At 33.6% G+C, this 25,560-nt stretch carries 26 protein-coding genes; 25 read left to right on the top strand and 1 reads right to left on the bottom strand.

What is annotated here, in order from left to right:
- Nucleotides 1-40: 40 nt before the first annotated feature.
- From HMPREF1504_RS07825 to HMPREF1504_RS07895, 16 genes are all read left to right on the top strand, one after another.
- Nucleotides 41-799 (top strand): glycosyltransferase family 2 protein, encoded by a 759-nt coding sequence (locus HMPREF1504_RS07825; RefSeq protein ID WP_038124894.1) that lies wholly within the window; start codon nt 41-43, stop codon nt 797-799.
- Between the two features lie 61 nt (nt 800-860).
- Nucleotides 861-1,988 carry a glycosyltransferase family 1 protein gene (locus tag HMPREF1504_RS07830; RefSeq protein ID WP_038124896.1) on the top strand — a complete coding sequence of 376 codons (1,128 nt, stop codon included), beginning with the start codon at nt 861-863 and terminating at the stop codon, nt 1,986-1,988.
- An 18-nt stretch (nt 1,989-2,006) separates the two neighbouring features.
- A complete protein-coding gene (locus HMPREF1504_RS07835; RefSeq protein ID WP_038124898.1) occupies nt 2,007-2,936 on the top strand; it encodes a DUF535 family protein in 930 nt (309 codons plus the stop codon).
- Nucleotides 2,937-3,005: 69 nt separating this feature from the next.
- Nucleotides 3,006-3,989: a glycosyltransferase gene (locus tag HMPREF1504_RS07840; protein WP_038124900.1), complete on the top strand. Its 984-nt coding sequence runs from the start codon at nt 3,006-3,008 to the stop codon at nt 3,987-3,989.
- Nucleotides 3,990-4,042: 53 nt separating this feature from the next.
- Nucleotides 4,043-4,921, top strand: coding sequence for a glucose-1-phosphate thymidylyltransferase RfbA (gene rfbA / locus HMPREF1504_RS07845; RefSeq protein ID WP_038124902.1), 879 nt, complete (start codon nt 4,043-4,045; stop codon nt 4,919-4,921).
- A 12-nt stretch (nt 4,922-4,933) separates the two neighbouring features.
- Nucleotides 4,934-5,512, top strand: coding sequence for a dTDP-4-dehydrorhamnose 3,5-epimerase (gene rfbC, locus HMPREF1504_RS07850; RefSeq protein ID WP_198017413.1), 579 nt, complete (start codon nt 4,934-4,936; stop codon nt 5,510-5,512).
- A gap of 12 nt (nt 5,513-5,524) precedes the next feature.
- Nucleotides 5,525-6,526 (top strand): dTDP-glucose 4,6-dehydratase, encoded by a 1,002-nt coding sequence (rfbB, locus tag HMPREF1504_RS07855; protein ID WP_038124904.1) that lies wholly within the window; start codon nt 5,525-5,527, stop codon nt 6,524-6,526.
- Nucleotides 6,511-7,011, top strand: coding sequence for a GNAT family N-acetyltransferase (locus HMPREF1504_RS07860; protein ID WP_038124905.1), 501 nt, complete (start codon nt 6,511-6,513; stop codon nt 7,009-7,011). Before rfbB ends, HMPREF1504_RS07860 begins: the two co-directional genes overlap by 16 nt.
- Before the next feature lie 13 nt (nt 7,012-7,024).
- The gene (locus tag HMPREF1504_RS07865; RefSeq protein ID WP_038124907.1) at nt 7,025-8,167 is read left to right on the top strand and encodes a DegT/DnrJ/EryC1/StrS aminotransferase family protein; all 1,143 of its coding nucleotides are present in this window, start codon (nt 7,025-7,027) and stop codon (nt 8,165-8,167) included.
- 32 nt (nt 8,168-8,199) lie between these two features.
- Nucleotides 8,200-9,018, top strand: coding sequence for a glycosyltransferase (locus HMPREF1504_RS07870; protein ID WP_051411694.1), 819 nt, complete (start codon nt 8,200-8,202; stop codon nt 9,016-9,018).
- Between the two features lie 10 nt (nt 9,019-9,028).
- A complete protein-coding gene (locus HMPREF1504_RS10615; protein ID WP_255326105.1) occupies nt 9,029-9,160 on the top strand; it encodes a hypothetical protein in 132 nt (43 codons plus the stop codon).
- 255 nt (nt 9,161-9,415) lie between these two features.
- Entirely contained in the window at nt 9,416-9,640 is a 225-nt protein-coding gene (locus HMPREF1504_RS07875) for a DUF2188 domain-containing protein (RefSeq protein ID WP_038124909.1), read from the top strand.
- Between the two features lie 260 nt (nt 9,641-9,900).
- Nucleotides 9,901-11,079 (top strand): glycosyltransferase, encoded by a 1,179-nt coding sequence (locus tag HMPREF1504_RS07880; RefSeq protein WP_038124911.1) that lies wholly within the window; start codon nt 9,901-9,903, stop codon nt 11,077-11,079.
- A gap of 157 nt (nt 11,080-11,236) precedes the next feature.
- Nucleotides 11,237-13,255, top strand: coding sequence for an LTA synthase family protein (locus tag HMPREF1504_RS07885; RefSeq protein ID WP_038124912.1), 2,019 nt, complete (start codon nt 11,237-11,239; stop codon nt 13,253-13,255).
- Nucleotides 13,256-13,418: 163 nt separating this feature from the next.
- Nucleotides 13,419-14,411 carry an ATP/GTP-binding protein gene (locus HMPREF1504_RS07890; protein WP_255326106.1) on the top strand — a complete coding sequence of 331 codons (993 nt, stop codon included), beginning with the start codon at nt 13,419-13,421 and terminating at the stop codon, nt 14,409-14,411.
- 1 nt (nt 14,412) lies between these two features.
- On the top strand, nt 14,413-14,772 hold the full coding sequence (locus HMPREF1504_RS07895; RefSeq protein WP_038124917.1) for a hypothetical protein: 360 nt from the start codon (nt 14,413-14,415) through the stop codon (nt 14,770-14,772).
- A 646-nt stretch (nt 14,773-15,418) separates the two neighbouring features.
- On the opposite strand, the gene HMPREF1504_RS07900 is transcribed toward HMPREF1504_RS07895, so the two are convergent.
- Nucleotides 15,419-15,847: a VanZ family protein gene (locus HMPREF1504_RS07900; protein ID WP_038124919.1), complete on the bottom strand. Its 429-nt coding sequence runs from the start codon at nt 15,845-15,847 to the stop codon at nt 15,419-15,421.
- 110 nt (nt 15,848-15,957) lie between these two features.
- Here HMPREF1504_RS07900 and wbaP point away from each other — a divergent pair, with 110 nt between their 5' ends.
- Genes wbaP through HMPREF1504_RS07945 form a run of 9 tightly spaced genes read left to right on the top strand, consistent with a single transcriptional unit; the run spans nt 15,958 to nt 25,560 of the window.
- Entirely contained in the window at nt 15,958-17,385 is a 1,428-nt protein-coding gene (wbaP, locus tag HMPREF1504_RS07905) for an undecaprenyl-phosphate galactose phosphotransferase WbaP (RefSeq protein ID WP_038124921.1), read from the top strand.
- A 16-nt stretch (nt 17,386-17,401) separates the two neighbouring features.
- Nucleotides 17,402-18,733 (top strand): Gfo/Idh/MocA family oxidoreductase, encoded by a 1,332-nt coding sequence (locus HMPREF1504_RS07910; RefSeq protein WP_038124973.1) that lies wholly within the window; start codon nt 17,402-17,404, stop codon nt 18,731-18,733.
- A gap of 20 nt (nt 18,734-18,753) precedes the next feature.
- Nucleotides 18,754-19,806 (top strand): histidinol-phosphate transaminase, encoded by a 1,053-nt coding sequence (locus HMPREF1504_RS07915; protein ID WP_038124923.1) that lies wholly within the window; start codon nt 18,754-18,756, stop codon nt 19,804-19,806.
- Nucleotides 19,807-19,813: 7 nt separating this feature from the next.
- The gene (locus tag HMPREF1504_RS07920) at nt 19,814-21,013 is read left to right on the top strand and encodes a CDP-glycerol glycerophosphotransferase family protein (protein WP_038124925.1); all 1,200 of its coding nucleotides are present in this window, start codon (nt 19,814-19,816) and stop codon (nt 21,011-21,013) included.
- A gap of 16 nt (nt 21,014-21,029) precedes the next feature.
- A complete protein-coding gene (locus HMPREF1504_RS07925; protein WP_084644758.1) occupies nt 21,030-21,755 on the top strand; it encodes a PHP domain-containing protein in 726 nt (241 codons plus the stop codon).
- Complete coding sequence (locus tag HMPREF1504_RS07930) at nt 21,706-22,320, top strand: phosphoribosyltransferase (protein WP_038124927.1); 615 nt, start codon at nt 21,706-21,708, stop codon at nt 22,318-22,320. Before HMPREF1504_RS07925 ends, HMPREF1504_RS07930 begins: the two co-directional genes overlap by 50 nt.
- A complete protein-coding gene (locus HMPREF1504_RS07935) occupies nt 22,320-23,189 on the top strand; it encodes a phosphorylcholine transferase LicD (protein ID WP_038124929.1) in 870 nt (289 codons plus the stop codon). Before HMPREF1504_RS07930 ends, HMPREF1504_RS07935 begins: the two co-directional genes overlap by 1 nt.
- Nucleotides 23,189-24,175 (top strand): glycosyltransferase, encoded by a 987-nt coding sequence (locus tag HMPREF1504_RS10120; protein ID WP_051411696.1) that lies wholly within the window; start codon nt 23,189-23,191, stop codon nt 24,173-24,175. The genes HMPREF1504_RS07935 and HMPREF1504_RS10120 overlap by 1 nt, the downstream gene beginning before the upstream one ends.
- 32 nt (nt 24,176-24,207) lie before the next feature.
- The gene (locus tag HMPREF1504_RS07945) at nt 24,208-25,560 is read left to right on the top strand and encodes a GNVR domain-containing protein (RefSeq protein ID WP_038124931.1); all 1,353 of its coding nucleotides are present in this window, start codon (nt 24,208-24,210) and stop codon (nt 25,558-25,560) included.

Raw genomic sequence — 25,560 nt, forward strand, 5'->3', positions numbered from 1 at the left:
TGATGAAATTTTATGCTAATGTACAATAGGGGAGACATACATGGCAACAGTAACGGTCATTATTTTGGCTAGAAATGAAGAACAACATATGAAAGACTGTATCGCATCTGCACAATTTGCTGATGAGGTACTTCTTATCGACGACGGCAGCACGGATAAAACGGTAGAGATTGCTGAATCTATGGGGGCTCGCGTTGTACATCATGCTATGAATGGCGATTGGTCTCAACAACGACGTTTTGCTGTCGAAGAGGCTCGGTCCGAATGGATTTTCTTCCTCGATGCAGATGAACGCATTTCGCCAGAATTACAACGAGAAGTACAAGATGTGCTGGCTAAGAATGAGAAAAAAGCATACTGGATTGAACGGTCCAATGTGTTCCATCACAATAAGGCCACTTATGGTGTGTTGCGTCCTGATTACGTGTTGCGATTTATGCCAAAAGAAGGCACGAATATAGAAGGATTTGTACACGAAACTATATCCAGCACCTATCCTGAGGCCAAATTACATGGCAAAATGTATCATTATACTTACGATAATTGGCATCAGTATTTTAATAAATTCAATAATTATACGACATTGGCGGCTAAGAAATATAAGGAAAACGGAAAATCCTGTTCCTTTGTAAAGGATATTCTTATCCGTCCAAGTTGGGCTTTTTTCAAGGTGTACATTTTAGATAGAGGTTTTTTAGATGGAAAAATGGGATTTATCCTATCCGTGAACCATTATTTCTATACCATGATTAAGTACGTAAAGCTATATTATTTATTGAAATCCAATGGGAAACTATAACAGATCTAGATAATAGATTCTAGATAACAGATGAGTGTTAGTAGAGAAAGGAAGGACCACAATGCGCGTAGCCATTTTGGAAAGCATCATTATGCCCGCCGGTCATGAGGTAGAATTTGACCGCATGATCATCAATGAATTAAAACGCCAAGGTCATGAACCGGTATTGATGGTGCCGGAGAATTTTACCTTTAAGGTTGATTATGGCGTTGACGTTATCTATCTTGAGGGCGGAGAGGTAGTGACCTATGCAGGCGCTTCGAAATGGAAAAAGCCGTTCTTATCTATATTACGCGAACGCCGCCGCCGCGCATGGTTTACTTCGGCTGCCAAGAAATTAGAGGAACATCATTGTGATGCTTTGATTATTCCTACCTCCACGTATCGCTATATAAAAGCACTATTAGATACGCCTTTAAAACATGCAAAGGTACCAGTTCACTTTATTTTCCATGGCATTGGCAAGGGTGAAAATGTACGGTTCTTGAAACAAGCGGAACGTGCCAATCGATATCCGAATATTTACCTAGATGTCATTACCTTGCGCGACGATATGCTGCGCAGTGATCTACCGCGCGTACGTCCTATCTTACCTCCTGTGTTTACGCCATCCACAGGCGAAACACCAACCTTCTCTACACATATGCCACTTCGTCTTGGCTTTTTCGGTCAATTCCGCAAAGAAAAGAATATTATCCCGTTATTGGATGCTTTCAAAACAGCTGCTTTTACGGGTCCCGTAGAACTCTTGGTACAAGGGGCGACAGCAAAACCTGAGGACGGCGAACTATTCGATGCCATTGCTGACGAATACAAGAACGTGCCAGGGCTTTCATTCCTACATGCGAACCTTATCGGTTCCGATTGGGATAAGGCTTTACTAGACGTAGATGCCATCTTGATGCCATATGGTGCTGAACGGTATCGCTATCACTGGAGCGCCATGCTTTATACGGCTATTGGGTTCTATAAACCGGCCTTGGTATCGCCTGAAATCAATCCTGAGGTGCTTCGAGATTACCATGTTGGTGAAAGCTTAGATATATCCTCAGTAGATACGATTCGTGCTGGATTAGAACAATTCGTAAACAAAATGATTGAACATCCAGATATATATGAGGCGGGTTTGGTACAAGCCAATGAAGACTTTGGACATAAACGGATGATGGATTCGATTATTAATGTATAGAATAAGTAAGGAGAGTGTATGTTTCAATATATAAAGGACCAATGGGCTAATGGTCGAGCTATTTATGGGAAAAAATCATGGCGTGAAACACGACGCGTAGTCTTGCATTTCTTGCGAACTGTAGGCCACAAGCAAGAGATGATGGAATATAAGTCTTTTTTTGAAAGCTACGCACCAGATCAACATATTTTAGATAAACAAGAAGGTCTCTATGAGTTGATGAGCCGTATATTCTTGTTTAAAGAATCTACCTTGCGTGAACGCATTGATGCAGTAAAGAATCACTTTACAGCCTTAGAAGACGTATTTACGCCAGAGACCATCGAAATGCTATATAATCCGGATGAACTAAAACCGGAAGGATTAAAACAAGGCATTCTACTATGGGAAGATGCTGATTTAAATATGACGGCACACCTTAACTTTATGACTGGTCAACGTAAGGAAGGTTTATTTACCATTCTGTTGCAACTAGGCGACCAAGGCGTATATCATGCGAACATCCGCCTCGGCAAAGGTTTAGAAGGGGAACCAGCATTGTGGATTGGCACCATCCAAGGGTACAAGGATGGCCTTGATAATGCGAAACATATTACAAAAAAAATGTTCGGCTATCGGCCAAAAAACTTTATCGTATTTTTGATTCGGGAACTCGCTAAATACTGTAAAGTGCAATCCATGTATGCTGTATCTGACGAAGGTTTCTACGCCAATACACACATGGTGCGTGGCCATAAGGCAAAAGTAGCTGAACTCGATCCATTGTGGGAAGACATTGGCGGTACAGTTACACAAGATCCACGATTCTTTAAAATACCATTGGAAGAATACAGAAAACCGATTGAAGAAATCAAATCACAAAAACGTAGCCAATATCGGAAGAGATATGAATTACTTGATGGATATCAAGAACAAATTAGTGAGAATTTGAGGGCGTATTTAAAGTAGAAATATCGCGATTTTTGTAAGAAAGGTAAATAGAGAGAATATTTAATAAAGTATAGGGGATGTTTATTGATGCGTGTTGTAGTATTAATGGAGGCAGCATTTCAAATATTTGCTTCTAATTTAGTAACCGCAGGGAAACATGTAGGTATTGAATTGATTCCATTTATTGTACCAAATGATAAGGTTACTAAATCATTACAAGATAAGTTTGAATCATTTATGTCAAAGAATCAGGTAGATACGGTTCTTGTTATTAATGATTTTAAAAATAAAAATGAGTATTTTTTTAAAGAATCTTTTTTTGAGAAATATAAATGTTATTTGTGGTTTTGGGATTCTATGCATCGTATTGAGTTAAAAAAAGACCGGTTATTTAAATATATGAAGGTATCTTCTTTTGAAATAGATGATGTGAAATACGCAAAGTCTACATTTGGAATAGATATTGATTATGTGCCGTTAGTAGCTGGAGATAGTTTTTGTTTAAATCCAGTAAAAATTAATCAGAATCGACCAATTGATATTTCTTTTATTGGTTTAGTTCCTAAAAATAGTTATCGATTACAATTATTGAATCGATTAGCAATACATTGTAAGGAAAAAGGATATAATCTAAAATTATATGGTCATTTTTGGCATTGGAATAATTGGTATCAACGAGTGATAGGGAAAATTAAATTTAGATTACGATACCCAGTTTTAGCACAATATGTAGAAAACCGATTTATACAACCAGAGGAAGCTGTTGAAATTTATAGAAATACAAAAATTAATCTTAATATACATATTAAGGAACATGGAAGTTATAATTGTAGAACCTTTGATATTATGGGAAATAATAATTTTTTATTATCTAGTAAACAAAAAGAAGTTAATCTTAAATTAGTATCAGGACTTCATTTTGCTACATATAGAACAGATGATGAATTTATTGAATTAATTGATTATTATATAAATTACGAAGATGAACGAAATTTAATAGCTAAATCTGGTGGAGAACAGGTTCGTTCAATATATAAAATAGAGCACTTTATTAAACAAGTATTTGAATAATTAATATATAATAAATTACATATTTTAACTATTCGTAGTGAGGGAAAAGTTTTATGAAGGGGATTATTTTAGCCGGTGGATCAGGGACACGTCTATATCCACTAACATTAGTAACATCTAAGCAGTTATTGCCTATTTATGATAAACCAATGATTTTTTATCCATTATCTATGCTTATGTTAGCAGGTATTAAGGATATTTTGATTATATCAACACCACAGGATCTACCTAATTTTGAACGTTTATTAGGTGATGGTTCTCGGTATGGTATTAATTTACAATATAAAGAGCAACCATCTCCAGATGGATTAGCACAAGCCTTTATTATTGGCGAAGAATTTATTAATGGAGATTCTTGTGCCATGATTTTGGGTGATAATATTTTTTACGGTGCTGGTATGAGAAAACAACTACAAGAAGCTGCACAGGCTACAAGTGGTGCTACCGTATTTGGTTATCATGTAGAAGATCCAGAACGCTTTGGTGTTGTTGAATTTGATGAAAATGGATTAGTTAAATCTATTGAAGAAAAACCAGAACACCCAAAATCAAATTATGCCGTTACAGGTCTATATTTCTATGATAAAGACGTTTGTGAATTGGCTAAAAAGGTAACACCATCTGATCGTGGAGAATTAGAAATTACCGATTTAAATAAGATGTATTTAGAACGTGGTGATTTACGAGTAAAAACATTGGGGCGTGGATATTCCTGGTTAGATACGGGTACGGTAGACTCTTTAAATGAGGCGTCTGAATTTGTACGAGTTATCCAAACACGTTCTGGTATTGAAATATCTGCATTAGAAGAAATTGCTTATCGTAATAATTGGATTAGTAAAGAACAATTACTAGAGAGTGCAAAGCTATATGGCAAATCACCATATGGTAAACATTTACAGCGTGTAGCAGAGGGGCAAATACAAGGATAGGGGTTGTATAGTATGGGAATTAAGGTTATAGAAACAGGTATACTAGGCCTTGTGATTATTGAGCCACAAGTCTTTGGTGATCATCGAGGATTCTTTATGGAATCATGGAATAAGCGAACTATGGAAGAAGCTGGCTTATTTTATAATTTCGTACAAGATAATCATTCATCATCTACTGTAAAAGGCACATTGCGTGGCATCCACTTTCAATATGGGCATAAATCACAAGCTAAATTAGTACGATGTGTCCGTGGTGCAGTACTTGATGTAGCAGTTGATCTTCGTAAGGATAGTCCTACATATAAGCAATGGTTTGCTATTGAACTTAGTGAAGAAAATCAAAAACAATTTTTAATTCCTCGTGGCTTTGGACATGGTTTTGTAACCCTAACAGATCATGTTGAGTTTATGTATAAAGCAGATAACTATTACGCACCAGAATCAGATGGTGGTATTCGATGGAATGATCCCATATTAGCTATTAATTGGGGTATAGCAAATCCTATCCTATCTGAGAAGGATAGCAAATCTCCATTCTTTGATGAATTAGAGAATAAGATATCCTTTACAATGGCTGATAGTGGACAATAGGGTGGTGAACATATGAATATTATTGTAACCGGTGGTGCTGGGTTTATCGGTGGTAACTTTGTACATATGATGGTAGCTAAGTACCCAGAGGACCATATCATATGCGTTGATGCGCTAACCTATGCAGGTAATTTAGAAACGCTAGAACCTGTGAAAGATAAGTCTAATTTTTCTTTCGTGAAAGCAGACATTGCAGATAGACAAGCTATTTATAAAATATTTGAGCAATATAAGCCAGATATAGTTATTAACTTTGCAGCTGAGTCTCATGTAGATAGAAGCATTGAGAATCCAGAAGTGTTCTTGTGTACGAATATTATGGGAACTGCTGTATTAATGGATGCTTGTCGTAAATATGGGATTCAGCGATACCATCAAGTATCCACAGATGAAGTGTACGGTGATTTACCACTAAATCGACCAGATTTATTCTTTACAGAAGAGACACCGATTCATACATCGAGTCCATATTCATCATCTAAAGCATCTGCTGATTTATTAGTATTGGCCTACCATAGAACGTATGGCTTACCTGTAACAATTTCTCGTTGTTCAAATAACTATGGGCCGTATCATTTTCCAGAAAAATTGATTCCATTGATGATTATTAATGCTTTCAATAATAAACAATTACCTGTATATGGGGATGGAAAGAATGTGCGCGATTGGTTATATGTAGAGGACCATTGTGAAGCCATTGATTTAATTGTTAGAAATGGTCGTGTAGGAGAGGTTTATAATATTGGTGGTCATAATGAACGTGCTAATATTGACGTAGTAAAAACGATTTTATCTGCATTGGGAAAAGATGAATCGTTAATTACTTATGTTACAGATCGACCAGGGCATGACCAACGGTATGCTATTGATCCTACTAAAGTTAATAATGAATTAGGCTGGTTACCGAAAACATCTTTTGATGAGGGAATAAAGAAAACCATTCAATGGTATATGGATAATCAAGAATGGTGGGAACATATAATTAGTGGGGAATATAAATGTCTTGTAATATAGCTATGAATGATAGTATTTATATAAGAGAATTGCTGAAAGATGATATAGAAATTTTACGTGTTTTACGAAACAGGAGTGTTAATCGTAAAAATTTTATCTATCAAAAGGAAATTTCTTATGAAAGTCAACAGATATGGTTTAATTCGTATTTAAAAAACTTTCAAGATTATATGTATTCTGTAGTTCGTAAATATGATGATAATATAATTGGTTTTGCTGCTATTTATGATATCAATAATAATGAGGCTGAATTTGGTCGACTTATAGTTGATAAAGATAAATATAATCAACCTGGCTTAGGAAAATTTATTTTAAAATATTTGATTAATGTTGCTAGAGATAAATTTTATTTACAAAAGTTAAAGTTAGAAGTTTTTGCTGATAATATTCCAGCACTAAAAATATATGAACAGTGTGGATTTAAAGAATATGATAGAGCTAGTTTAGATAATAGAATTATTATAAAAATGGAATTATATCTATAGAGGGGGTATAGTTATGACGATTCAAGTATTAAAACCTAAATATCATGTAGAAGAATGTTTAAATGAAATCAGAGAGTGCCTTGAAATTGGTTGGACTGGTCTTGGTTTTAAAACAGTAGAATTTGAAAATAAATGGAAAGAATATACTGGTCATGAGAATGCCCATTTCTTAAATTCTGCTACTGTTGGTTTACATTTAGCAGTAGAAATCTTAAAAAAGGAAAATGGTTGGGAAAATGGTGATGAGATTATAACAACACCAATTACTTTTGTATCTACAAATCATGCTGTTTTATATGAGAAATTAGTACCTCGTTTTGCTGATGTAGATGAATACCTTTGTTTAGATCCTGAAGATGTAAAACGTAAAATTAATGATAAAACTAGAGCTGTTATTTTTGTTGGTTATGGTGGACGTGTTGGTCAATTAGATAAAATTATTAAGATCTGTAAAGAACATAATCTAAAACTAATTCTTGATGCGGCACACATGGCCGGTACTCGTGTGAATGGACAAATGCCAGGTACATGGGATGGCGTAGATGTGGCTGTCTATTCATTCCAGGCTGTTAAAAATCTACCAACTGCTGATAGTGGTATGATTTGTTTCCAAAATAAAAAGTATGATGAAATTTGCCGTAAATTGACTTGGTTAGGTATTAATAAGGATACGTATGCACGTAATAGTGGTACGAAAGGTTCTTATAAATGGAAATATGATGTAGAGTACCTTGGTTATAAAGATCATGGTAATTCTATTATGGCTGCTATTGGTTTAGTAGAGCTTAAATATTTGGATGAAACAAATGAATATCGTCGTGAGTTAGCTAGATGCTATAATGAGATGTTTAAAAATGAGCATAAAATTCAAATCATTGGTGCACCACACGCAGATGAATGCTCTTATCATATCTATGAGATTGCCGTAGATAATCGAGATAGTTTACTAGAATATTTACAAGAAAATGATATTTACCCTGGTGTTCACTATCGTGATAATACAGAGTATGAAATGTATTCTTATGATAATGGTAAATGCCCTAATGCGCATATAATGTCTAATAGAATTATCACAATGCCACTTCATATGTATTTAACAAAAGATGATGTGAAAATGATTGCTGGTAAGGTTATTGAATTTGTAAATGCTCAGTAAAGTGATTATAAAAAGGAGTGTTATATTGTTGTATGGAAGCACATAATGATATCAAAGTCTCTGTAATTATACCTTGTTATAATGCAGTTAAGTATGTAGAAGAAACTTTGCAGAGTGTTTCTAGTCAAACATTTAAAAATATTGAAATTATTGCCGTTGATGATGGCTCTACTGATGATACTTTTTCTATTATTGATAGTTATAAAGATATAGATAATCGTTTAAAAGTAATAAAAATACAAAATGGCGGTTCATCTAAAGCTAGAATGGAAGGTGCTAAATTAGCTAAGGGAGAATATCTTTTATTTTTAGATTCTGATGATATTATATCTCCTATATATATAGAAAAATGTATATCTATTGCTAGGCAAGGATATGATATTGTATATACAAAAGTACAATTTTTTGGACGAAAATCTGGAGAGCTATATTTACCAGAGTTTAATTTATTAGACTTTTTATGCTCGAATTGTATTTATGTATCTGAACTTATTCGAAAATCATTATTTGATTCAGTTGGTGGATTTGATATGTCTATTTCACAAATGGAGGATTGGGAATGCTTTATTAACATGATTAAAAATGGCGGAAAAGTATATCGTATACCAGAGCTGTTATTTTTCTATAGAAAAAGGGCTGATTGTTCGTCTAAGTCTGATTCTGCAACTTTAGATGAGATGGATAAAAGCTTTTTAGCTATTTATACGAAACATTATGATTTTTATAGAAAGTATAATTTAGGTTTAAAAGATCTATTATGGCGTATGCATAAGCATCATTCTAATCGTTTGAGACGATGGGGATATAAATTATTTAAACCACAAAAATATATGAAAGAATATAAATTATGATTAGATATAAATGAATGTTGTAGAAAGCATTATTACTATGGAACTTAATGAAGTAATAGCTTTTGAATACTTGGAAGATGAAACTGTTGATATGGTTGTAAAAATACATGAGGTTAATAATGATAAATATGTGGTAGATTAGTTATCATTTGAAAATATAGATTGTAGTATTTAATTTGATGTATAAAAAGAAATATTATATAATTCAATTAATAAGCTATATTTATTATAAATAACTCCAAAATTTATTATTGATCTTGTAGTTATAATAAATTATTAGATAGAATAAAAAAGTAGTTATAACTATATTATGTATCTATATAGGGTAATAGGAGATAAGTATATAGTAATATTATTGTAAAACCTATTATTTCTGTATTCAAAGGGGGCTGTTTACATGGGAAAAAATCAGCATGTTGTTCATGATAAGAATGGTGGTTGGAATGTTAAAGGTGCTGGAAATTCAAAGATAACAAAGCACTTTGACACTAAACAATCAGCTACGGATTATGCACGAAAAATTAGCCAAAATCAAGGTAGTGAATTAATTATTCATAATAAAAATGGTAAAATAGCACAAAAAGATAGTCATGGGAAAGATTCGCATCCACCAAAAGGATAATTAGCTAACTAAGCTTATAATTTATTTTAAGAAATCTCTTATTACTTTACTAATTTAAGTGATAAGAGATTTTTTTATAATATTATTTGACTCTAAAAGTTCTATATTTTGATATACTATAAAAAACGAATGTTCTTTTATTATTATAAATATCTAAGAGAATGGAGAGTTGAATTTGAGATATTCTATTGAATATCTTTGTTTTATGCCAACAAGTTAATATTTAGATAAAAAATAGAAGTAGTAAAAAGGTGAGTGTTATGCGTATTTTATTAGCAAATTTAACAAAGATGGTAGGCGATACGGGCGGCCTTGCTAAGGTGACGGCTGCGTTTGCCAATGAGATGCAGCGCCGTGGCCACGAGGTGAGTCTTGTGTATAGCGATGTGCAAACGGGGGATTTCTACTATCCTCTTGATGCGGGCATCGAGGCATATGATTTATGTCATTATGAGGGTGAAAGTTATTCTATTCCTCTTTGGTATAAGGCAAAACGGGAGATTTTGCGTGCCTTTGACAAGCGTAAAGCACGTGGTGTAAATAATGAGTTTACCAAAAAATATCTATTAGGTCACCTTCAGTCTGTATTAGATCGAACTAAGCCGGACGTAATCGTGTCATATCAACCGGCAGCCTCAAAGGCGTTATTGCTAGATTTGAAAACAAATATTCCTGTTATCACTATGAGCCATGGTGATCCTGAGGATTATTTTCATACCTATCCTGTAGAGGAGGTTGAGGCGGTTGCAAAGAGTACGGTAAATCAAGTATTATTGCCATCCTTTGAATCTCATATTAAAAATCATCTACCAGAGGCTAAGACTGTCGTTATTGGTAATGCCATTCCACAATATGCAGAGCAGGCGGAGCTTTCACAGGTAAAAGACCGTTACAAAATCGTATTTGTAGCGCGACTCGATAAGAATCATAAACGACCACATTTGTTAATTGAGGCATTTGCCCCATTGGCCGGGAAGTATCCTAATTGGGATATCGAGTTATGGGGCCAAGAGGACCGCAAGATTTACAAGAAAGAGTTGGATATGATCGTATCCAAGGCGGGACTTGGAGACCGTGTTCATTTTATGGGGACGACAACCGATGTACCAAGTGTACTCGTTAAGGCAGATATATTTGCCTTTCCAAGCGCCTATGAAGGATTTGGGCTTTCACTGGGGGAAGCGATGAGCATGGGTTTGCCAGCAATTGGCTATAAATCTTGCTCTGCTGTTAATGAACTTATCATCGATGGGGAAACAGGCATCTTATGTGATGATGGGGTAACATCATTGACGGAGGCCTTGGAACGATTGATGCAAGATCAAAACTTTCGCGCTACCATGGGCCAAGCCGGACGTGATCGTATGAAACAATTCAGCCCTGAATCCATTTGGGGACAGTGGGAGGAATTGTTGAAGACTACAAGTAAAACTAAATAAATTATAAAAACCAGTGGAGTAATTATTTAGTACTTCACTGGTTTTGTCATATTACTTGTATATTTTATTTGTTATTATTGTATACTAAGATGTATGGATAAAATATTTACGTTCTCAGTAGATTATATAAAATGATAACTATCATCAGAGGTAAAATATGCTTGAGTCACTACTAATAGGATTACAACAGGATTTAAAAATCTTTATATGGGCACCTATAATCAGTGCTATCTTTAGATTTATTTTTATTAAACTATATGGACCTTCATATCATTGGAATGTGGATAAGAAAAAACTAGTTAAAACCTTTAGTTATGGATTTTGGTGGGGACTCGATTTTCATGCTTATGTATTATTAGTTTCCTTTTTAGCTATCTCTTTACCGGGTGCATTTATATCCTCTTATTTCGCGGTAGGTAATATTGTAAGAACCATACTTTTAACATTGTATTTGATGGTATTATATGCTGCATTTATGGGAAAATTAATATATTATTATCATTTTAAAGATACTTATAATGAATTAGTTCGTTTGGGTGGAAATGCTGATAAAAAGAATCTATTAGATATATTTTTTAATGAAAATCATGGATTATGGATATTACTTGGTTTTATTCCTTTTGCAGTAATTACAGCATTAGGAATTTATGCAACTTTATTAACGCCGGTATTGTTGATACCTACATTTCCATTTGTAGGACAAGTAGTGGGAACAATTATATCAGTTATTCTTACGGTAGTGGTTTTCTATTGGTTACGTTATGGTGGTACATTGAATCATCGTAATAAACCGGAGTGGGATTTTGTACCAGCTATTATTAAAAATGATATATTTTTAGCTAAAGCCGTTATTGATGATTTGATTGCATTGGAATTAGTGCATAAACATAATGTTAATGAAGTTTTGAATCACGATGATAACACGGCGATTAAAAATTTGCATATTATTCCAGAATTTAAAGATATAAAGATAGGAGTAAATCCATTAGAGCTTTTACGAAAAAAAGCTGAAGGTCCACGAATTTCAAAGCCTAAGCATATTTTTATTCTTGTTGGTGAAAGTCTTACACAATCTGTGACGGATGATATTTATTCAGATTATCATATTGCCGATGCAGGAAAGCAGTTTAAAGCACAAAAGAATACTATTTCTATGGATAATTTTTTGCCTGCAGGTATGATTTCTCAACCGGCTATTACAAGTCTCATTTCAGGAATTTATGATTCTAATTTGGAAATTAATGAGAAAACACAATTTTGGGAACATACTATAATTACTTCTCTGCCAGAACAAATTAAGAGGTTAGGTTATAAAACTAAACTTTGGTATGGGGGTAGTATTTCTTGGGCTAGCTTAGGTTTATTTGCTTCATCAATGGGCTTTGATGAATGTATCGGTGGCCCAGATATTTGTGGTGAAGATGCACCTGCTACATGGTTAGGTGTGTATGATCATTTGTTTCTAGATGAGGTAAAAAAACGTATACTGGCAGTTGATGATGAGCCAACTATGCATTTTATTTATACAACATCGAATCACTCACCAAGTACAATTCCTATTGAACGATATGGATGGGATGCAGATACGATTTTGGGAAATATTCCTAGAGAGGTGAGAGATAATAAGAGTAAAGTAGCAGCTTTAGGTACTTATTGGTATGCGGAACAAGCATTATTTAATTTTGTTGATGCTATGAAGGAACATTTTGAGGATAGCCTTATCATAGTCACAGGTGATCATTCCTGTGGCATTGCGGATTCTCTGCTTTCATATAGAAAGCAAACTATTAGAGAATCATTTTGTACATATTTTGCCATGTATCATAAGGATATTGATACTAATTGGATTAATAAAAATAGTATTGGTGATCATATGCAAATTATGCCTACTATTTTTGAACTTATAGCACCAAAAGATTTTGAATATTATTCCTTAATGCCTTCTTTATTTGAACCGCAAAAATATATTGTAACTCCATACCATTGGATGACACAATCTGAAATCGGTTTTTATGGTAACTATACAGCAGAAAATATTAATTGGCGAGATTCTAAAGATCAAGATACACCTATAACACATGTAGAACGTCATGATTTTGTAGAAATCAAGCAAGCTTATGTAGAGTTAACAGCTTGGGTTGTACGGCATCCAGAAATATTGATATCTAAATTATAAAAATTTGTATTTATTAAAAAGATAAACTATTTTTTATTAAGATTATTTGCGATGGTATAATAGGGGAAATTTTTCTACTTTTAAAGGATAAAAAATTTTATCAATAAAATATGAACAAAATTATATTCTATCTAGTGTAAACAGATCTACTAAATCTAGCGTTATTTTTGGTAATAATGCTGTAGGTAAAACTAATATTCTATATGCTTTATTAGGTTTACAACAAATGATTTCTACAGGGATGCCAATTAAAAATGAAAGAGTTTTTAATCGCTTATCTGATACCATTTCTTTTGAGATAATAGTTGAGTCTGATAAAGGTAATAGCTTCGAGTATACTATTCAGGTCAATAAAAATGAACAAATTATAGTTGAAAAGCTTATTAAAAATCAAGATATTATTTTCGAATTTTCTAATAATGTATTATATAGTGATTTATTAGATGATAAGATACAAGAGATTTACTCTCGAGAATCTACTTCGACTCTTTTATCAAAATTAAAGGATTTTATAATAGATATCTATAATGAATTTATTTCCACTATTAATAATATTTCTATAGTAACAGACCTGTTTTTAAATTCTGATGTCAAATGGTTTAATATCACATTCTCTAATAAACATAAAGAGTTAATCCAAAATAATAAAGAGTTAGCAATACAGATTTTGAAACAGGTTGACCCTACTATTAAAGATATTGAGTTTGAAGAATGTATTTCTGATGATTCAGATACGCTTAGTTATAATGTCAAGATCATAAGGCTAGATGAGCATAAGCGGACTGTAAGATTTCTTTTGGCATTTGAGTCAAAAGGAATTAATAGAATCGTTTTCTTGTTAACTAATTTGTTAGAGGTACATATAGGTAAAAGTATTCTAGTTGATGAGCTTGATGCATTTATTAGTACAAAATCCCTCATCCTATTATTTAATGAAATTATTAACTCATCTAAGAATAAAAGAGGTCAATTGATTGTAACATCACATAATTTAGAGTTATTTGATTTATCGTTATTTGCACCGCAACAAATATATATTGTTTCCAAAAATCATTCGTTATTTACAATTGTTAATTCTTTAGTAGATTTTCAATTGAGGACTAATAAAAAGCGTTTAGCATTAGATTTTTTACAAGGTTCATTTGAGGTAATCTAATATGGCAAGCTCTAAAAAGTTTGTAAGAAAACGAGTAGCAAAAAATATTAAGACGAGTGTAAAAATTTTAATTGTTTGTGAAGGTTTGACCGAAAGTACCTATATAAAAGATTTATTAGGTGATATCTCTAATATTGAGATTGTTTCTATTGATGGCGCTGGATATGGGAAGTTTAAGAATTACATTGAAAGCAATGAAAATTTATTTAAGGTATTTTTAGTTGTTGCTGATTTAGATAAAGCACAGCCAGATCCGCAAACAGGAAAAACCTCTAATGGATATCATTTATTAAATGGTCTTATTGCGTATCTCCATAAATTGAATAAGCAAAATACGATTTTTTATCTAATCCAGATATAGAATATTGGATGGCTTGCTCAATAGGTCAGGAGCGCTATACAATGGATGATTTAGTATCGATGGGATATAGAAAAGGAGATTATGTAATTACTTTTTTTTAGAGAGCATAATGATAATTTTAATACCGCAGTACAATTAGCCAATAGTGACAAAGTATATTATCGAAAATCTATACCAGGAAAACATTATACTTTGAAAAGTGAACATTTAGGATTAAGACAAAGTAATCTTTCAGATTTTCTGAATTATATACGAATGCTTAATCAGGGCTTATAGGGTAAAAAGTGTGTGTGAAAACCCTTATAACATTAGTAAATATCTAGTGTTATAAGGGTTTAATCTTTTCTGAAGAAGTTTGCTGGTGGGAAAGAAGTGTGAGTGAAAACATCAGTTCACCATTGTAATTATTGGACAAAATGAGGTTGTTTTCCTTGTACACCTTTATTTCATGAGTATTATTTATTAATTCTAAAAGCATAGTAATTTTATCTATAGTTTGCAAGGAATTTCTGTGGTTAAATATGAATAATTTATGGACGATTTAATCGTTCTCTACAAATATTTTACAATTATAGAATATAATATAAATATTGAGATTGTTAAATATTTTGTTATTTATTGGGGGATTAGAAGTCTTAAATTATAACTAATGCAGTTTTAGCTTAAGAAGTCCCTTTATAATTAATATACCAATTATAGATCCTGTAGTATCAATCAAAACGTCAATACCTGATGAGGTCCGACCTGGTATATAGATTTGAATCATTTCATCTAGTGTAGCAATACAGATTGCTAGTAGAATACTTTTTTTCCCTATATGCGTTTTAAAAAACTGTTTGAACGTATAATAGATAATAGCACCTAGTGCCATAAATTCTGTAAGATGAGCAAGTTTACGTACATAAGTATTCATAATGTTCAAATTTGGATGGAGACCGATTTTTATTAATAAAATCTGTATATGTGTAGTAAAGAACATACTGAAATGAGTTGTATCAGATTTAGATTGATAGGAATTACCCCATATAAAAGCAATAATTAAGATAATGATTATTGCACTAATCGTTTTTTTCATTACCTATAACCTCTTAGTGTATTATATTCGATTTTATATCAATAAATTATAAGTTAGAAAGCTAGCTGCATTCTGAAATAGTCAGACCTATTAATTATGAGGGAGTATATATGGAAAGAAAATATGTTAACTCTAATGTTATTGTTAAGGCCTTAATGGTCTTTATTGATTATATTTCCGTTATATGTGGTATCGTATCTGCTTATAATTTACGATTACTTTTGCCTTTTAACGGGCATAATATGATATTACATATTGATGGTTGGTATTCATATATTATCATACCCTTAGTTTTTATTATAGTTCTCTTTCTAAATCATGGGTATAGAATTGATATAGCATACTGGGAAAAGATAAAAATTATTTTTCGTAGTATCACAATAGGTATTGTACTATCTATCGTGTTGATGTACGCCGGTCATATATTAAATAATGTATCTCGTTTGTTCGTCATTTTATCATATGGGTTTATATTATTATATGTTATTTTCTTCCGATATATTTTAGCTCGTATACTTATTAAATTGAAAGTGTTAGCTATTCCTGTATTGCTTGTAGGAGCAGGTAAAACGGCAGAACTTGTGGATACTCATTTTAGCAAAATGCCACTTGCTATGTATCAAATTATAGGATTTGTAGACGATAATCCTAAATCCTCTATACTTGCAAATAAATATAAATGTCTAGGTAGATTTAGCGATGCAGAAGCAGTTATTAAACATTATAATATCCCTAATGTACTGGTATGCGCACCAGGTTTAGAACCTACTAAATTAGTATCATTGATTAATAAATTACAAACTCTTGTGGAAAAGGTGACATTTGTACCTGAACTTTTTGGCATTCCAGCAGCTAATATTACAGCACGTGGCTTGATGAATGAACAGACATTAATTTTAGAGGTTAAAAACAATCTAGCTCAAAGAAGAAATCGTTTATTTAAACGTCTATTTGATATTATAGCTACTGTATGTGGTGGCATCTTGATTTTACCAGTTTTCGCCATCGTAGCTATATTAATTTATCTAGATTCTCCAGGTCCTATTGTATTTGGTCACAAGCGCGTTGGCCAAGGTGGTAAAGAGTTCCCGTGCTATAAATTCCGCTCCATGGTGCCCAATGCACAAGAGGCATTGGAGATATATTTGAAAGAAAATCCTGTAGCTCGTGAGGAATGGGAACGAGATTTCAAATTGAAAGATGATCCTCGCGTTACAAGAATTGGTAAATTCCTTCGTAAAACGAGTCTTGATGAATTGCCACAATTGTGGAATGTTCTCGTTGGGGATATGAGTCTTGTAGGGCCACGTCCTATTGTGAGTGATGAAATCGTAAAATACGGCGACTATATCAACGACTTTTACCTTGTACCACCAGGGATTACCGGTGTATGGCAAGTCAGTGGTCGTAGCGATACTACCTATGAAGAACGCGTATTAATGGACTCTTGGTATGTTCATAACTGGTCTGTGTGGATTGATATTGTATATCTATTGAAAACAGTATTGACTGTTTTTAAGGGTAAGGGTGCATATTAAGTATAAAGGTATAAATATGAAAAAAGTTATTACATATGGTACGTATGATTTATTTCATGAGGGCCATTATAACCTTTTAAAAAGAGCGAAAGAGTTAGGAGATTACTTGATTGTAGGGGTTACATCAGGTGATTTTGATAAAAATAGAGGTAAGTTAAACGTTCGTGATTCTTTAATGACACGCATTAAACATGTTGAAGAAACGGGTTTTGCTGATGAAATTGTCATAGAAGAATATTTTGGTCAAAAGATTGATGATATAAAAAAATATGATGTTGATATATTTACAGTAGGTTCAGATTGGAGAGGTCATTTTGACTATCTGAATGAATATTGTGAAGTTATTTATTTAGATAGAACTAAAGGTATTTCTAGTACAGACATTAGAAATACCAATACTATCAAATTGGGTTGTTACGGTGTTGAATCGGTAACAACACGCTTTTTGGAAGAGTCTAAATATGTATCTGGTGTTAATATAGAGGCTATTTACGTAGATAACGAGTCTGGATATCTTGAGCAACTTAAAGAACAATATGATTTCAAGGTTTATAAATATCAACAAGAGTTCTATGAGGCTATTGATGCAGCATATATCGTAGTAGAACCAAAGTATCAATTTCAAGCGATTATGCATGCTTTAAAACATAAAAAACATGTACTTGTGGAGTTTCCGATACTCGTAACAGATGAGCAATTACAAGAAATTATAGAATTGGCAGATGCTAATAACTGTGTTTTTATGGAAGGTTTGAAAACAGCGTATACGCCGGCTTTTGGTAAATTGATTGCCTTGGCTAAGAGCGGTATTATCGGTAATATTTTGAGTGTAGATGCTAACTTTACTCAAATCTTAGGTAAACAACTAGGAGAGCAAATTCGCTTAGTTGATGGAGGAAGTGTACATGCATTAGCCTCCTATCCATTCTTGGCTTTTGTTAAGCTTTTAGGGTTAGATTATAAAAACATTCAATTCTTCAGTCGGGATGACAATGGTATTGATATGTTTACTAAGATGTTGATTTCTTACGAGAAGACTGTTGCTACCTCTAATGTAGCCATCAGTGGTAAGAGCGAAGGGGATATGGTTATCTCTGGTGATAAAGGATATATTTACGTTCCTGCTCCTTGGTGGAAAACAGAATATTTTGAAGTTCGTTTTGAAGACATCAATATGAACCGTAAGTACTTTTATAAATTTGATGGTGAAGGTCTACGCTATGAAATATCTGAATTCATTCAGTGTATTTTGAATCATAAGAACTCTATCCTATTAACAATCGAGGAAATAAGAACTATTACGAATATGATTAATCAATTTAACGTAGCGAATAAGGTTACTTTTTAATAGCTAGTAGGAGTAGTACTATGTATATTAATCCATTAATTGAACAATTAGAACGTAAATATCCAGATGGTAACCGTGAAGGTATTTTACGCTTAGATATGAATGAAAATCCTGGTGGTTTGCCACTAGAGGTAGTAGAGTCTGTTAAAAGTAAATTGACACCAGAATTTTTCTCTACATATCCAGATAAAACTCCTCTTATTAACTCTTTGGCAAAGTTTCATGGTGTATTTACAGATAATATTGCTATTACTGATGGTTCAGAAATGGCTTTGAAATATATCTTTGAGGTTTTTGGTAAACCTGGCTCCAACTTTGTTAGTGTATTCCCGACTTTTGAAATGTACGGCGTATATGCAAATATGTATGGTTTGAACCATAAAAAGATAGATGTAACTAAAGACTTTAATATTGATGTAGATCAATTGTTTGAGTGTATCGATGGAAATACAAGCATTGTGTCCTTATTGAACCCTAATAATCCTGTAGGGCGTCCTTATACAGATGATGAATTCCGTCTTGTAGCAGAAAAAACAAAATCTACGGGTTCGCTATTGATTATTGATGAAGCATATCACTACTTTTATGAGGGTACACAGATGTCATTGTTAAAAGAATACGATCACATTATTGTAACTCGTACCTTCTCTAAATTATTTTCTATTGCAGCATGCCGTATTGGATATGCTATATCTTCTGCTAAAATTATTAAAATGATTAATAATGCGAGACCAACTTTTGATACAAATGCTATTGCGTTATTGTTTGCTAATGAACTTATTAACAATAAAGAGCTTACACAAAAGCTTATTGCTACAGAGTTAGAAGGCCGTGAGTATCTCATGGCTGAGTTGGTTAAAGCTGGCTACGAATATGTATATCAAGGCGGTAACTATGTTACGATTAAGGTGCAAACAGATTCTAAAACAGTAGCAGAACGATTATTAACTGAAAAGAAGATATCCATTAAAACTTCTGGTTACGATATTCTAAAAAACTATATTCGTGTAACAACTGGTGATGTTAAATATATGGAATTATTTATTGAAGCTTTATTGGAATTAGATAAGTAGTATAATCATGGATTTACGAGAATTAAAGAATAAACTTCGCAAGGTGAAAGTGGTGTATCTAGCCATTAATTTTGGTGGCCTATGTGCCCAAGTAGCAGCTAGAACTTTTTTTCGAGGAATTGCCTTCTTTATTCCTGTAAAGAAGAACCGTATTCTCTTTAGATCTTACGAAGGTCGAGGTTACACTTGCAGCCCTAAATATATTAGCGAGTACATGAAGAACGACGATACGTATGAAATCGTATGGTCTTTCAATAATCCTGAACCTTATGATGATTTACGCCGACAAGGCATTATCACTGTAAAACAAGGATCACTAAAGTATTTTTACTATTATTTGTCCTCTAAGATTATCGTTTTTAATGACCTATTGGAAGCTTTTTTGCCGACTACAGAGAATCAAGTGTATATTAATACCTGGCATGGAGGCGGTGCCTATAAGAAGTGGGGTATGTTGTTAGATTGGAATTGGATGGGGCGTATACGCTACCATATGACACATAAATTTAACTATTTCTTATCTTCTTGTAAGCTCTATACGTACTATGCAGCACAATCCTTTGATGTACAAGAGAAACAATTTATTGACTCTGGTTTGCCTCGGAATGATATACTCCTCGCTGATAGTACTATTATGGACATTAAGCGATTGGATATACTTTCAAAAATCAAATTAGAATCAAACTATAACTATGTCTTATATGCCCCTACGTACCGTGAGTTCCAAGGCAGTAGCACCTACGATATTGATTTTTCTGAGCTAAAACAAAACTTAGAAGACAAGTTCGGTGGCGAGTGGAAAATCTTGTATCGCGGCCATTACTATTTGGAAAATGACAGCGATATACCAGACTATGTCATTAATGTATCCAGTCATGATGATATGCAAGAGGTATTGCTCGTTACAGACGTACTCATTACGGATTACTCTAGCTCTGTATGGGACTTTGGTCTATTAGAACGTCCTTGTTTTCTCTATACGCCTGATAAGGTGGCGTATGAGTCTGTTACGAATTACTGTATACCGTTAGAAGAGTGGCCATATCCATTTGCTTTGACCAATGAAGCACTAGGACAGCTTATCAAAGAGTATGATAAAGATAAGTATGTCAAAAGACTACATGCTCATCAAGAGCGTTTAGGCATATTTGAAAAAGGACAAGCTTGTCCAACTATAGCTGATTTTATAGCTAATATAATTAAGTAAAAGGAGCTTGATTTCTATGAAATTAGTTTGTCATGCTCACACTAAATATTCACATGATAGTATGCTACCGTTTTGGTTACTTTATATACGTTGCCTCAATAAAGGGATTACGCATATTACCATTACAGAGCATAACAATTTAAAAGGGGCATTGGCCTTTAAAGAGTATTGTGAACGAAAAGGGAATAAGCTTTATGTCATCCTAGGGGAAGAGGTTATGACTACAGCAGGGGAAATTATAGGTTTGTATATTAATGAACATATAAAGAGTGGTATGTCACCAGAGGAAACGGTCGCTGAAATCAAGCGACAAGGTGGTATCGTCTACGTTCCACACCCTTATGATGAGAAGCGATATAAAACTGTTTTAAAAGAATCATATATTGAAAAGTTACAGTCTCAAATTGACTGTATCGAGATTCATAATGGTCGGAATATTAGCACTGACTATGATATAAAACAAAATAAAATAGCGGAGAAATATAATTTGCGTAAAGTTATCGGTGGCGACATTCACACGTGGATTGAAATCGGTAAGGACTATATAGAAACAGATATAGCTCCAGAAACTCCAGAAACTTTTATTGCAGCCATAGAAAATGCTACATTCACTAGTTCACCATGTATTCCAGTAGCCCATAAATTCACCATTTTAGATCGTATGTTATCGTTTATTCAACGGGGAGATTTTTATGGATTGTATCGAATTATCGTTAAAAGACTTACAAAAAAGAAGCTATGAATTAGCTGACCTTGTTAAAGAAAATTATGAGCCGGATTTAATCATCTTTATCGCTAAAGGTGGTTATTTAATTGGTAAACATTTAGGTGATATACTCGGGGTACCTATCGTTCCTGTTTATGCAGAACGCCAAGCGAGTAGTCTAAAGACTGCAATAGCGCCATTTTTAAAATTATTGCCTAAGTCAGTGAAGGTTATGCTTCGCGAAATGGAGATAAAATCTGGTGTTCATAACACTATTAAAGAGCGACAGGTTTCCTTCCCTAATGATGTTATCATTGAAAAAGTATCTAAAGCAAAAAAAATCTTAATCGTTGATGATTCTGTAGATACTGGTGGTTCTGTTATATCGATTATGGGCGCTTTACAAGCGATAGATACTTCTTTATTGGATATTAGAGTAGCACTACTCAATGTGTTTACAGAAGCAGCAAATAAATTGCCTAGATATTACTGCTTATTTCACAATACTATTATGATCACGCCAATGTCTAATGACTCTAAGGAAAATAGTCAGTTTATTTCTTTATACAATCAATATCTGAAAGAAAATGGAATAGAGTAATGAATGATTTAACAGTGAAAGAATTAACCATAGAAGAATTGAAAGCAGTAGAACTTAATATTCTAAAGGATGTTGCTAAATTCTGTGAAAAGCACGATATTAAGTACTTCTTATGTGGTGGTACATTGCTAGGTGCGATAAGACACAAAGGGTTCATTCCATGGGATGATGATATCGATATCGCTATGCCGAGAGAAGATTATGAGCGATTCTTCAAACTATATAATAGTTCTAATACTCGTTATCATGCAGACTCTTTGGAGAACAATCCAAATTGGCATATGTCCTTTGGCCGTGTTGGTGACACTGCAACCGTTTTATACGAGCATACGTTGAAAGAGAAATATAAAGAATACCATGCCTTTATCGATGTTTTCCCAGTAGATGGAATTCCATCTTGCTCTTGGAAAGAACGTTTATTATTGTTTACTCAAAAAACATTAGGCGTTATTGGTAATGCCTCCGCTTTCACCTATACGCCAAGTAAACATTTTGCAGACTCTAAAGAGAACAATGTTGAATTAAAGAATAAAATCAGAACCTTTATTAAATACGCATTTATTACAGTATGTGCTGGTTTTAATACACAAAAGGTATTTTCTCTTGTAAATTCTATCGCTACAAAATACCGCATTAGCGAATCTGATATTGTTGGCTTGACCGTCTATGTTTGGAACTGGGATTTTGAAAGCTTGAAAAAAACGTCCATCGATGGCTATGTGAAATTACCCTTCGAAGACACTGAGTTCTACGCACCTCAAGGTTATATCGAGTATTTAGAAAATACCTTTGGCGACTATATGACGCCACCTCCTGAGGATCGTCGCGTAAGCCATCATAATTTTAATGTGTATTGGAAAAACAAATAATGAATACTATGGAACAATCGCTCGTTAGTATCATCATTCCTGTCTATAACGCAAAGGCTCACTTAGAGGCTTGTGTTCAATCTATATTGGACCAAAGTTATAAACACTTTGAGCTGCTTTTGATTGATGATGGTAGCTCTGATGGGTCATCGGAGCTATGTGATGAGCTTTCACAAAAAAGCGAAAACATACGCGTCATCCATAAAGAGAATGGCGGTGTTAGCACGGCTCGCAATAGAGGCCTTGAGGAAGCAGGAGGGGAATTTATTGTCTTCGTCGATTGTGACGATATGATTTCTCAAAACTATGTGGAATCCTTTATTGTGGCTAGTCGTGATACGGACCTTGTCATCGGCTCTATCGAAGATGTGTACGTAGATGGTACTGGCAAAATTTATAAACCTGATTTACGTGTCCACAAGGCACCTGCACAAGGTATTTTAGCCGAAGAGTATTACGATCTTATTGATTGGATTCGTGGTCCTGTAGCGAAGCTCTATCGAAAAGCTATAATCGATGAGCATCATTTACGATTTGATGAGAATTTATCTGTTGCAGAGGACCAAGTTTTTAATTTTTCCTATTATAGATACGTCATATCTTATAAAATAGAAGAAAGAAGTCTATATCAATACTTTCACTATGATACAAAAATATCATTGAGCACCTTATATACAGAAAAAACCTTTTCTAATGATGTGTTCAAGATGGATATAGAATATACATTTTTAAAGGAGTATTGTCCAAATAGTTACAATATGATTTACATTCACCAAGTCATTGGTTTGCTCAATAAGTATACCGCGTTGCAAGGTGACTCTAGAGCATTATCGTACTATGATCGTGTGAAGCGATTGGCTACATTACATCCTTTAGTAGTAGATCCAAGTTTAGGCAAAAAGAAGCAACTCATTGTGCGCTTGTTGCAAATGAAGCTTTACTGGGTAGTAGTCGTCTACTATCGTTACAAGAATAGGCAGAATTAGATTGTTCAAGTATTATCAAAGAAAGGATTAGTATGGGACCGAAAGTTATTTCCTATCAGCTTATAAAGGATATCATTAAAGAGTATAAGAAATTACTCCTTGTTTTAATGGGAGGCATCTTTGTAATATTCCTTTTATTAGCATTCTTGCTGCCAAAGCAGTATCAGTCTAGTGTAATGATCCAAGTAAAACCCAAAGCAGGTGCCTTGGGTGCTATGGCAAATAACACTGCATTATTAACACTAGCAGGTATTTCTAGTGGTGACTCTGTATTGGACTACATGTCTGTTCTTAAGAGTGATAAGGTTATTAATCCTGTTATCAAAAAATTAGGCAATGAAGATGCAGAAAAAGAAAACTTCGATGCGGATGATTTCATAAAAAAATACATGCAAGTAGATAACCCTCGTGGTACATCGATTTTGTCTTTTACTATTACCGCAGATTCTCCTGAAAATGCACAACGCATTGCTGGTGATGTAGTAGAATCTTTGAAAAATGCTATTGCTGATGTGAGCTCTACGCAAGATTCAACATTAGTTAACATCTTGGAAAAGAAAAACGAAGCAGCTAAACAAAAAATGGATGCAGACGTAGCTGCTCTTGAAAAATATAAACAAGAAAATGGAGTATTTTCTCCAACTGAGCAAGAGAAAATCTTGTTAGAACGTACTTCTGGTTACGAAAAAGCGAAAGCAGAAGAAACCGTAAAAATTAATACTAATAATGCTGTATTAGGCTCTATTGAAGCTCAAATCGATAGCCAAAATCAAAAATTAGTAGATTCTCAAATGGCTGATAATTCTGAAATTCAATCCATCCGTAAAGAATTATTCAGTGAAAATGAAAAATTAGCGAAATTACAATTCAAATTCACTGATGATTATCCAGAAGTTGTAAAAGTTAAAGAAAATATCGCTTATCTAGAAGGCGAATTATCCAAAACTGTAGCAAAATCCATCGCTTCTGAAAATGTAACAATCAGCCCAGTTCAAATGGATTTATTACAAAAACGCGTAGTTGCCAAGAATAATATTGAAGCAGCACAAGCAGCTCTTGCTCAACTTGATACATTGAGTCAAGAAAACGTAGAACAATCTAATCAATTATCTCAAAAATCCGTTAAGTTCCTAGAATTACAACGTAATGCCAAAGTATCTGCGGATACTTACAACTTGTTAACAAAGAGCTTGGAAGAATTAAAAATTAAAGAAAATATCGATGGTATGGATATGCGTGTTATCAATGAGCCTACATTGCCATTGAAACATTCTTGGCCACGAAAATTATATGTAATGGTTGCTGGTGGCTTATTATATTTAGTGATTGCGGGTGCGTTTATTTACGTTCAATACACAAGACGCATGAGTGGAATGAAAGACTAG

The organism is Veillonella sp. ICM51a (assembly GCF_000524355.1).
Taxonomy (GTDB): Bacteria; Bacillota; Negativicutes; order Veillonellales; family Veillonellaceae; genus Veillonella; species Veillonella atypica.

Bases quoted from the DNA above. Each gene is read 5' to 3' on its own strand.
- HMPREF1504_RS07825 (WP_038124894.1), top strand. From the start codon at position 41: ATGGCAACAGTAACGGTCATTATTTTGGCTAGAAATGAAGAACAACAT.
- HMPREF1504_RS07920 (WP_038124925.1), top strand. From the start codon at position 19,814: ATGGATTTACGAGAATTAAAGAATAAACTTCGCAAGGTGAAAGTGGTG.
- HMPREF1504_RS07840 (WP_038124900.1), top strand. From the start codon at position 3,006: ATGCGTGTTGTAGTATTAATGGAGGCAGCATTTCAAATATTTGCTTCT.
- HMPREF1504_RS07915 (WP_038124923.1), top strand. From the start codon at position 18,754: ATGTATATTAATCCATTAATTGAACAATTAGAACGTAAATATCCAGAT.
- HMPREF1504_RS07860 (WP_038124905.1), top strand. From the start codon at position 6,511: ATGTCTTGTAATATAGCTATGAATGATAGTATTTATATAAGAGAATTG.
- HMPREF1504_RS07925 (WP_084644758.1), top strand. From the start codon at position 21,030: ATGAAATTAGTTTGTCATGCTCACACTAAATATTCACATGATAGTATG.
- HMPREF1504_RS10120 (WP_051411696.1), top strand. From the start codon at position 23,189: ATGAATACTATGGAACAATCGCTCGTTAGTATCATCATTCCTGTCTAT.
- HMPREF1504_RS07930 (WP_038124927.1), top strand. From the start codon at position 21,706: ATGGATTGTATCGAATTATCGTTAAAAGACTTACAAAAAAGAAGCTAT.
- HMPREF1504_RS07945 (WP_038124931.1), top strand. From the start codon at position 24,208: ATGGGACCGAAAGTTATTTCCTATCAGCTTATAAAGGATATCATTAAA.
- HMPREF1504_RS07880 (WP_038124911.1), top strand. From the start codon at position 9,901: ATGCGTATTTTATTAGCAAATTTAACAAAGATGGTAGGCGATACGGGC.
- HMPREF1504_RS07830 (WP_038124896.1), top strand. From the start codon at position 861: ATGCGCGTAGCCATTTTGGAAAGCATCATTATGCCCGCCGGTCATGAG.
- rfbC (WP_198017413.1), top strand. From the start codon at position 4,934: ATGGGAATTAAGGTTATAGAAACAGGTATACTAGGCCTTGTGATTATT.
- rfbB (WP_038124904.1), top strand. From the start codon at position 5,525: ATGAATATTATTGTAACCGGTGGTGCTGGGTTTATCGGTGGTAACTTT.
- HMPREF1504_RS07870 (WP_051411694.1), top strand. From the start codon at position 8,200: ATGGAAGCACATAATGATATCAAAGTCTCTGTAATTATACCTTGTTAT.
- HMPREF1504_RS07865 (WP_038124907.1), top strand. From the start codon at position 7,025: ATGACGATTCAAGTATTAAAACCTAAATATCATGTAGAAGAATGTTTA.
- HMPREF1504_RS07875 (WP_038124909.1), top strand. From the start codon at position 9,416: ATGGGAAAAAATCAGCATGTTGTTCATGATAAGAATGGTGGTTGGAAT.
- HMPREF1504_RS07835 (WP_038124898.1), top strand. From the start codon at position 2,007: ATGTTTCAATATATAAAGGACCAATGGGCTAATGGTCGAGCTATTTAT.
- HMPREF1504_RS07885 (WP_038124912.1), top strand. From the start codon at position 11,237: ATGCTTGAGTCACTACTAATAGGATTACAACAGGATTTAAAAATCTTT.
- HMPREF1504_RS07935 (WP_038124929.1), top strand. From the start codon at position 22,320: ATGAATGATTTAACAGTGAAAGAATTAACCATAGAAGAATTGAAAGCA.
- rfbA (WP_038124902.1), top strand. From the start codon at position 4,043: ATGAAGGGGATTATTTTAGCCGGTGGATCAGGGACACGTCTATATCCA.
- HMPREF1504_RS10615 (WP_255326105.1), top strand. From the start codon at position 9,029: ATGAATGTTGTAGAAAGCATTATTACTATGGAACTTAATGAAGTAATA.
- HMPREF1504_RS07910 (WP_038124973.1), top strand. From the start codon at position 17,402: ATGAAAAAAGTTATTACATATGGTACGTATGATTTATTTCATGAGGGC.
- wbaP (WP_038124921.1), top strand. From the start codon at position 15,958: ATGGAAAGAAAATATGTTAACTCTAATGTTATTGTTAAGGCCTTAATG.
- HMPREF1504_RS07900 (WP_038124919.1), bottom strand. From the start codon at position 15,847: ATGAAAAAAACGATTAGTGCAATAATCATTATCTTAATTATTGCTTTT.
- HMPREF1504_RS07895 (WP_038124917.1), top strand. From the start codon at position 14,413: ATGGCAAGCTCTAAAAAGTTTGTAAGAAAACGAGTAGCAAAAAATATT.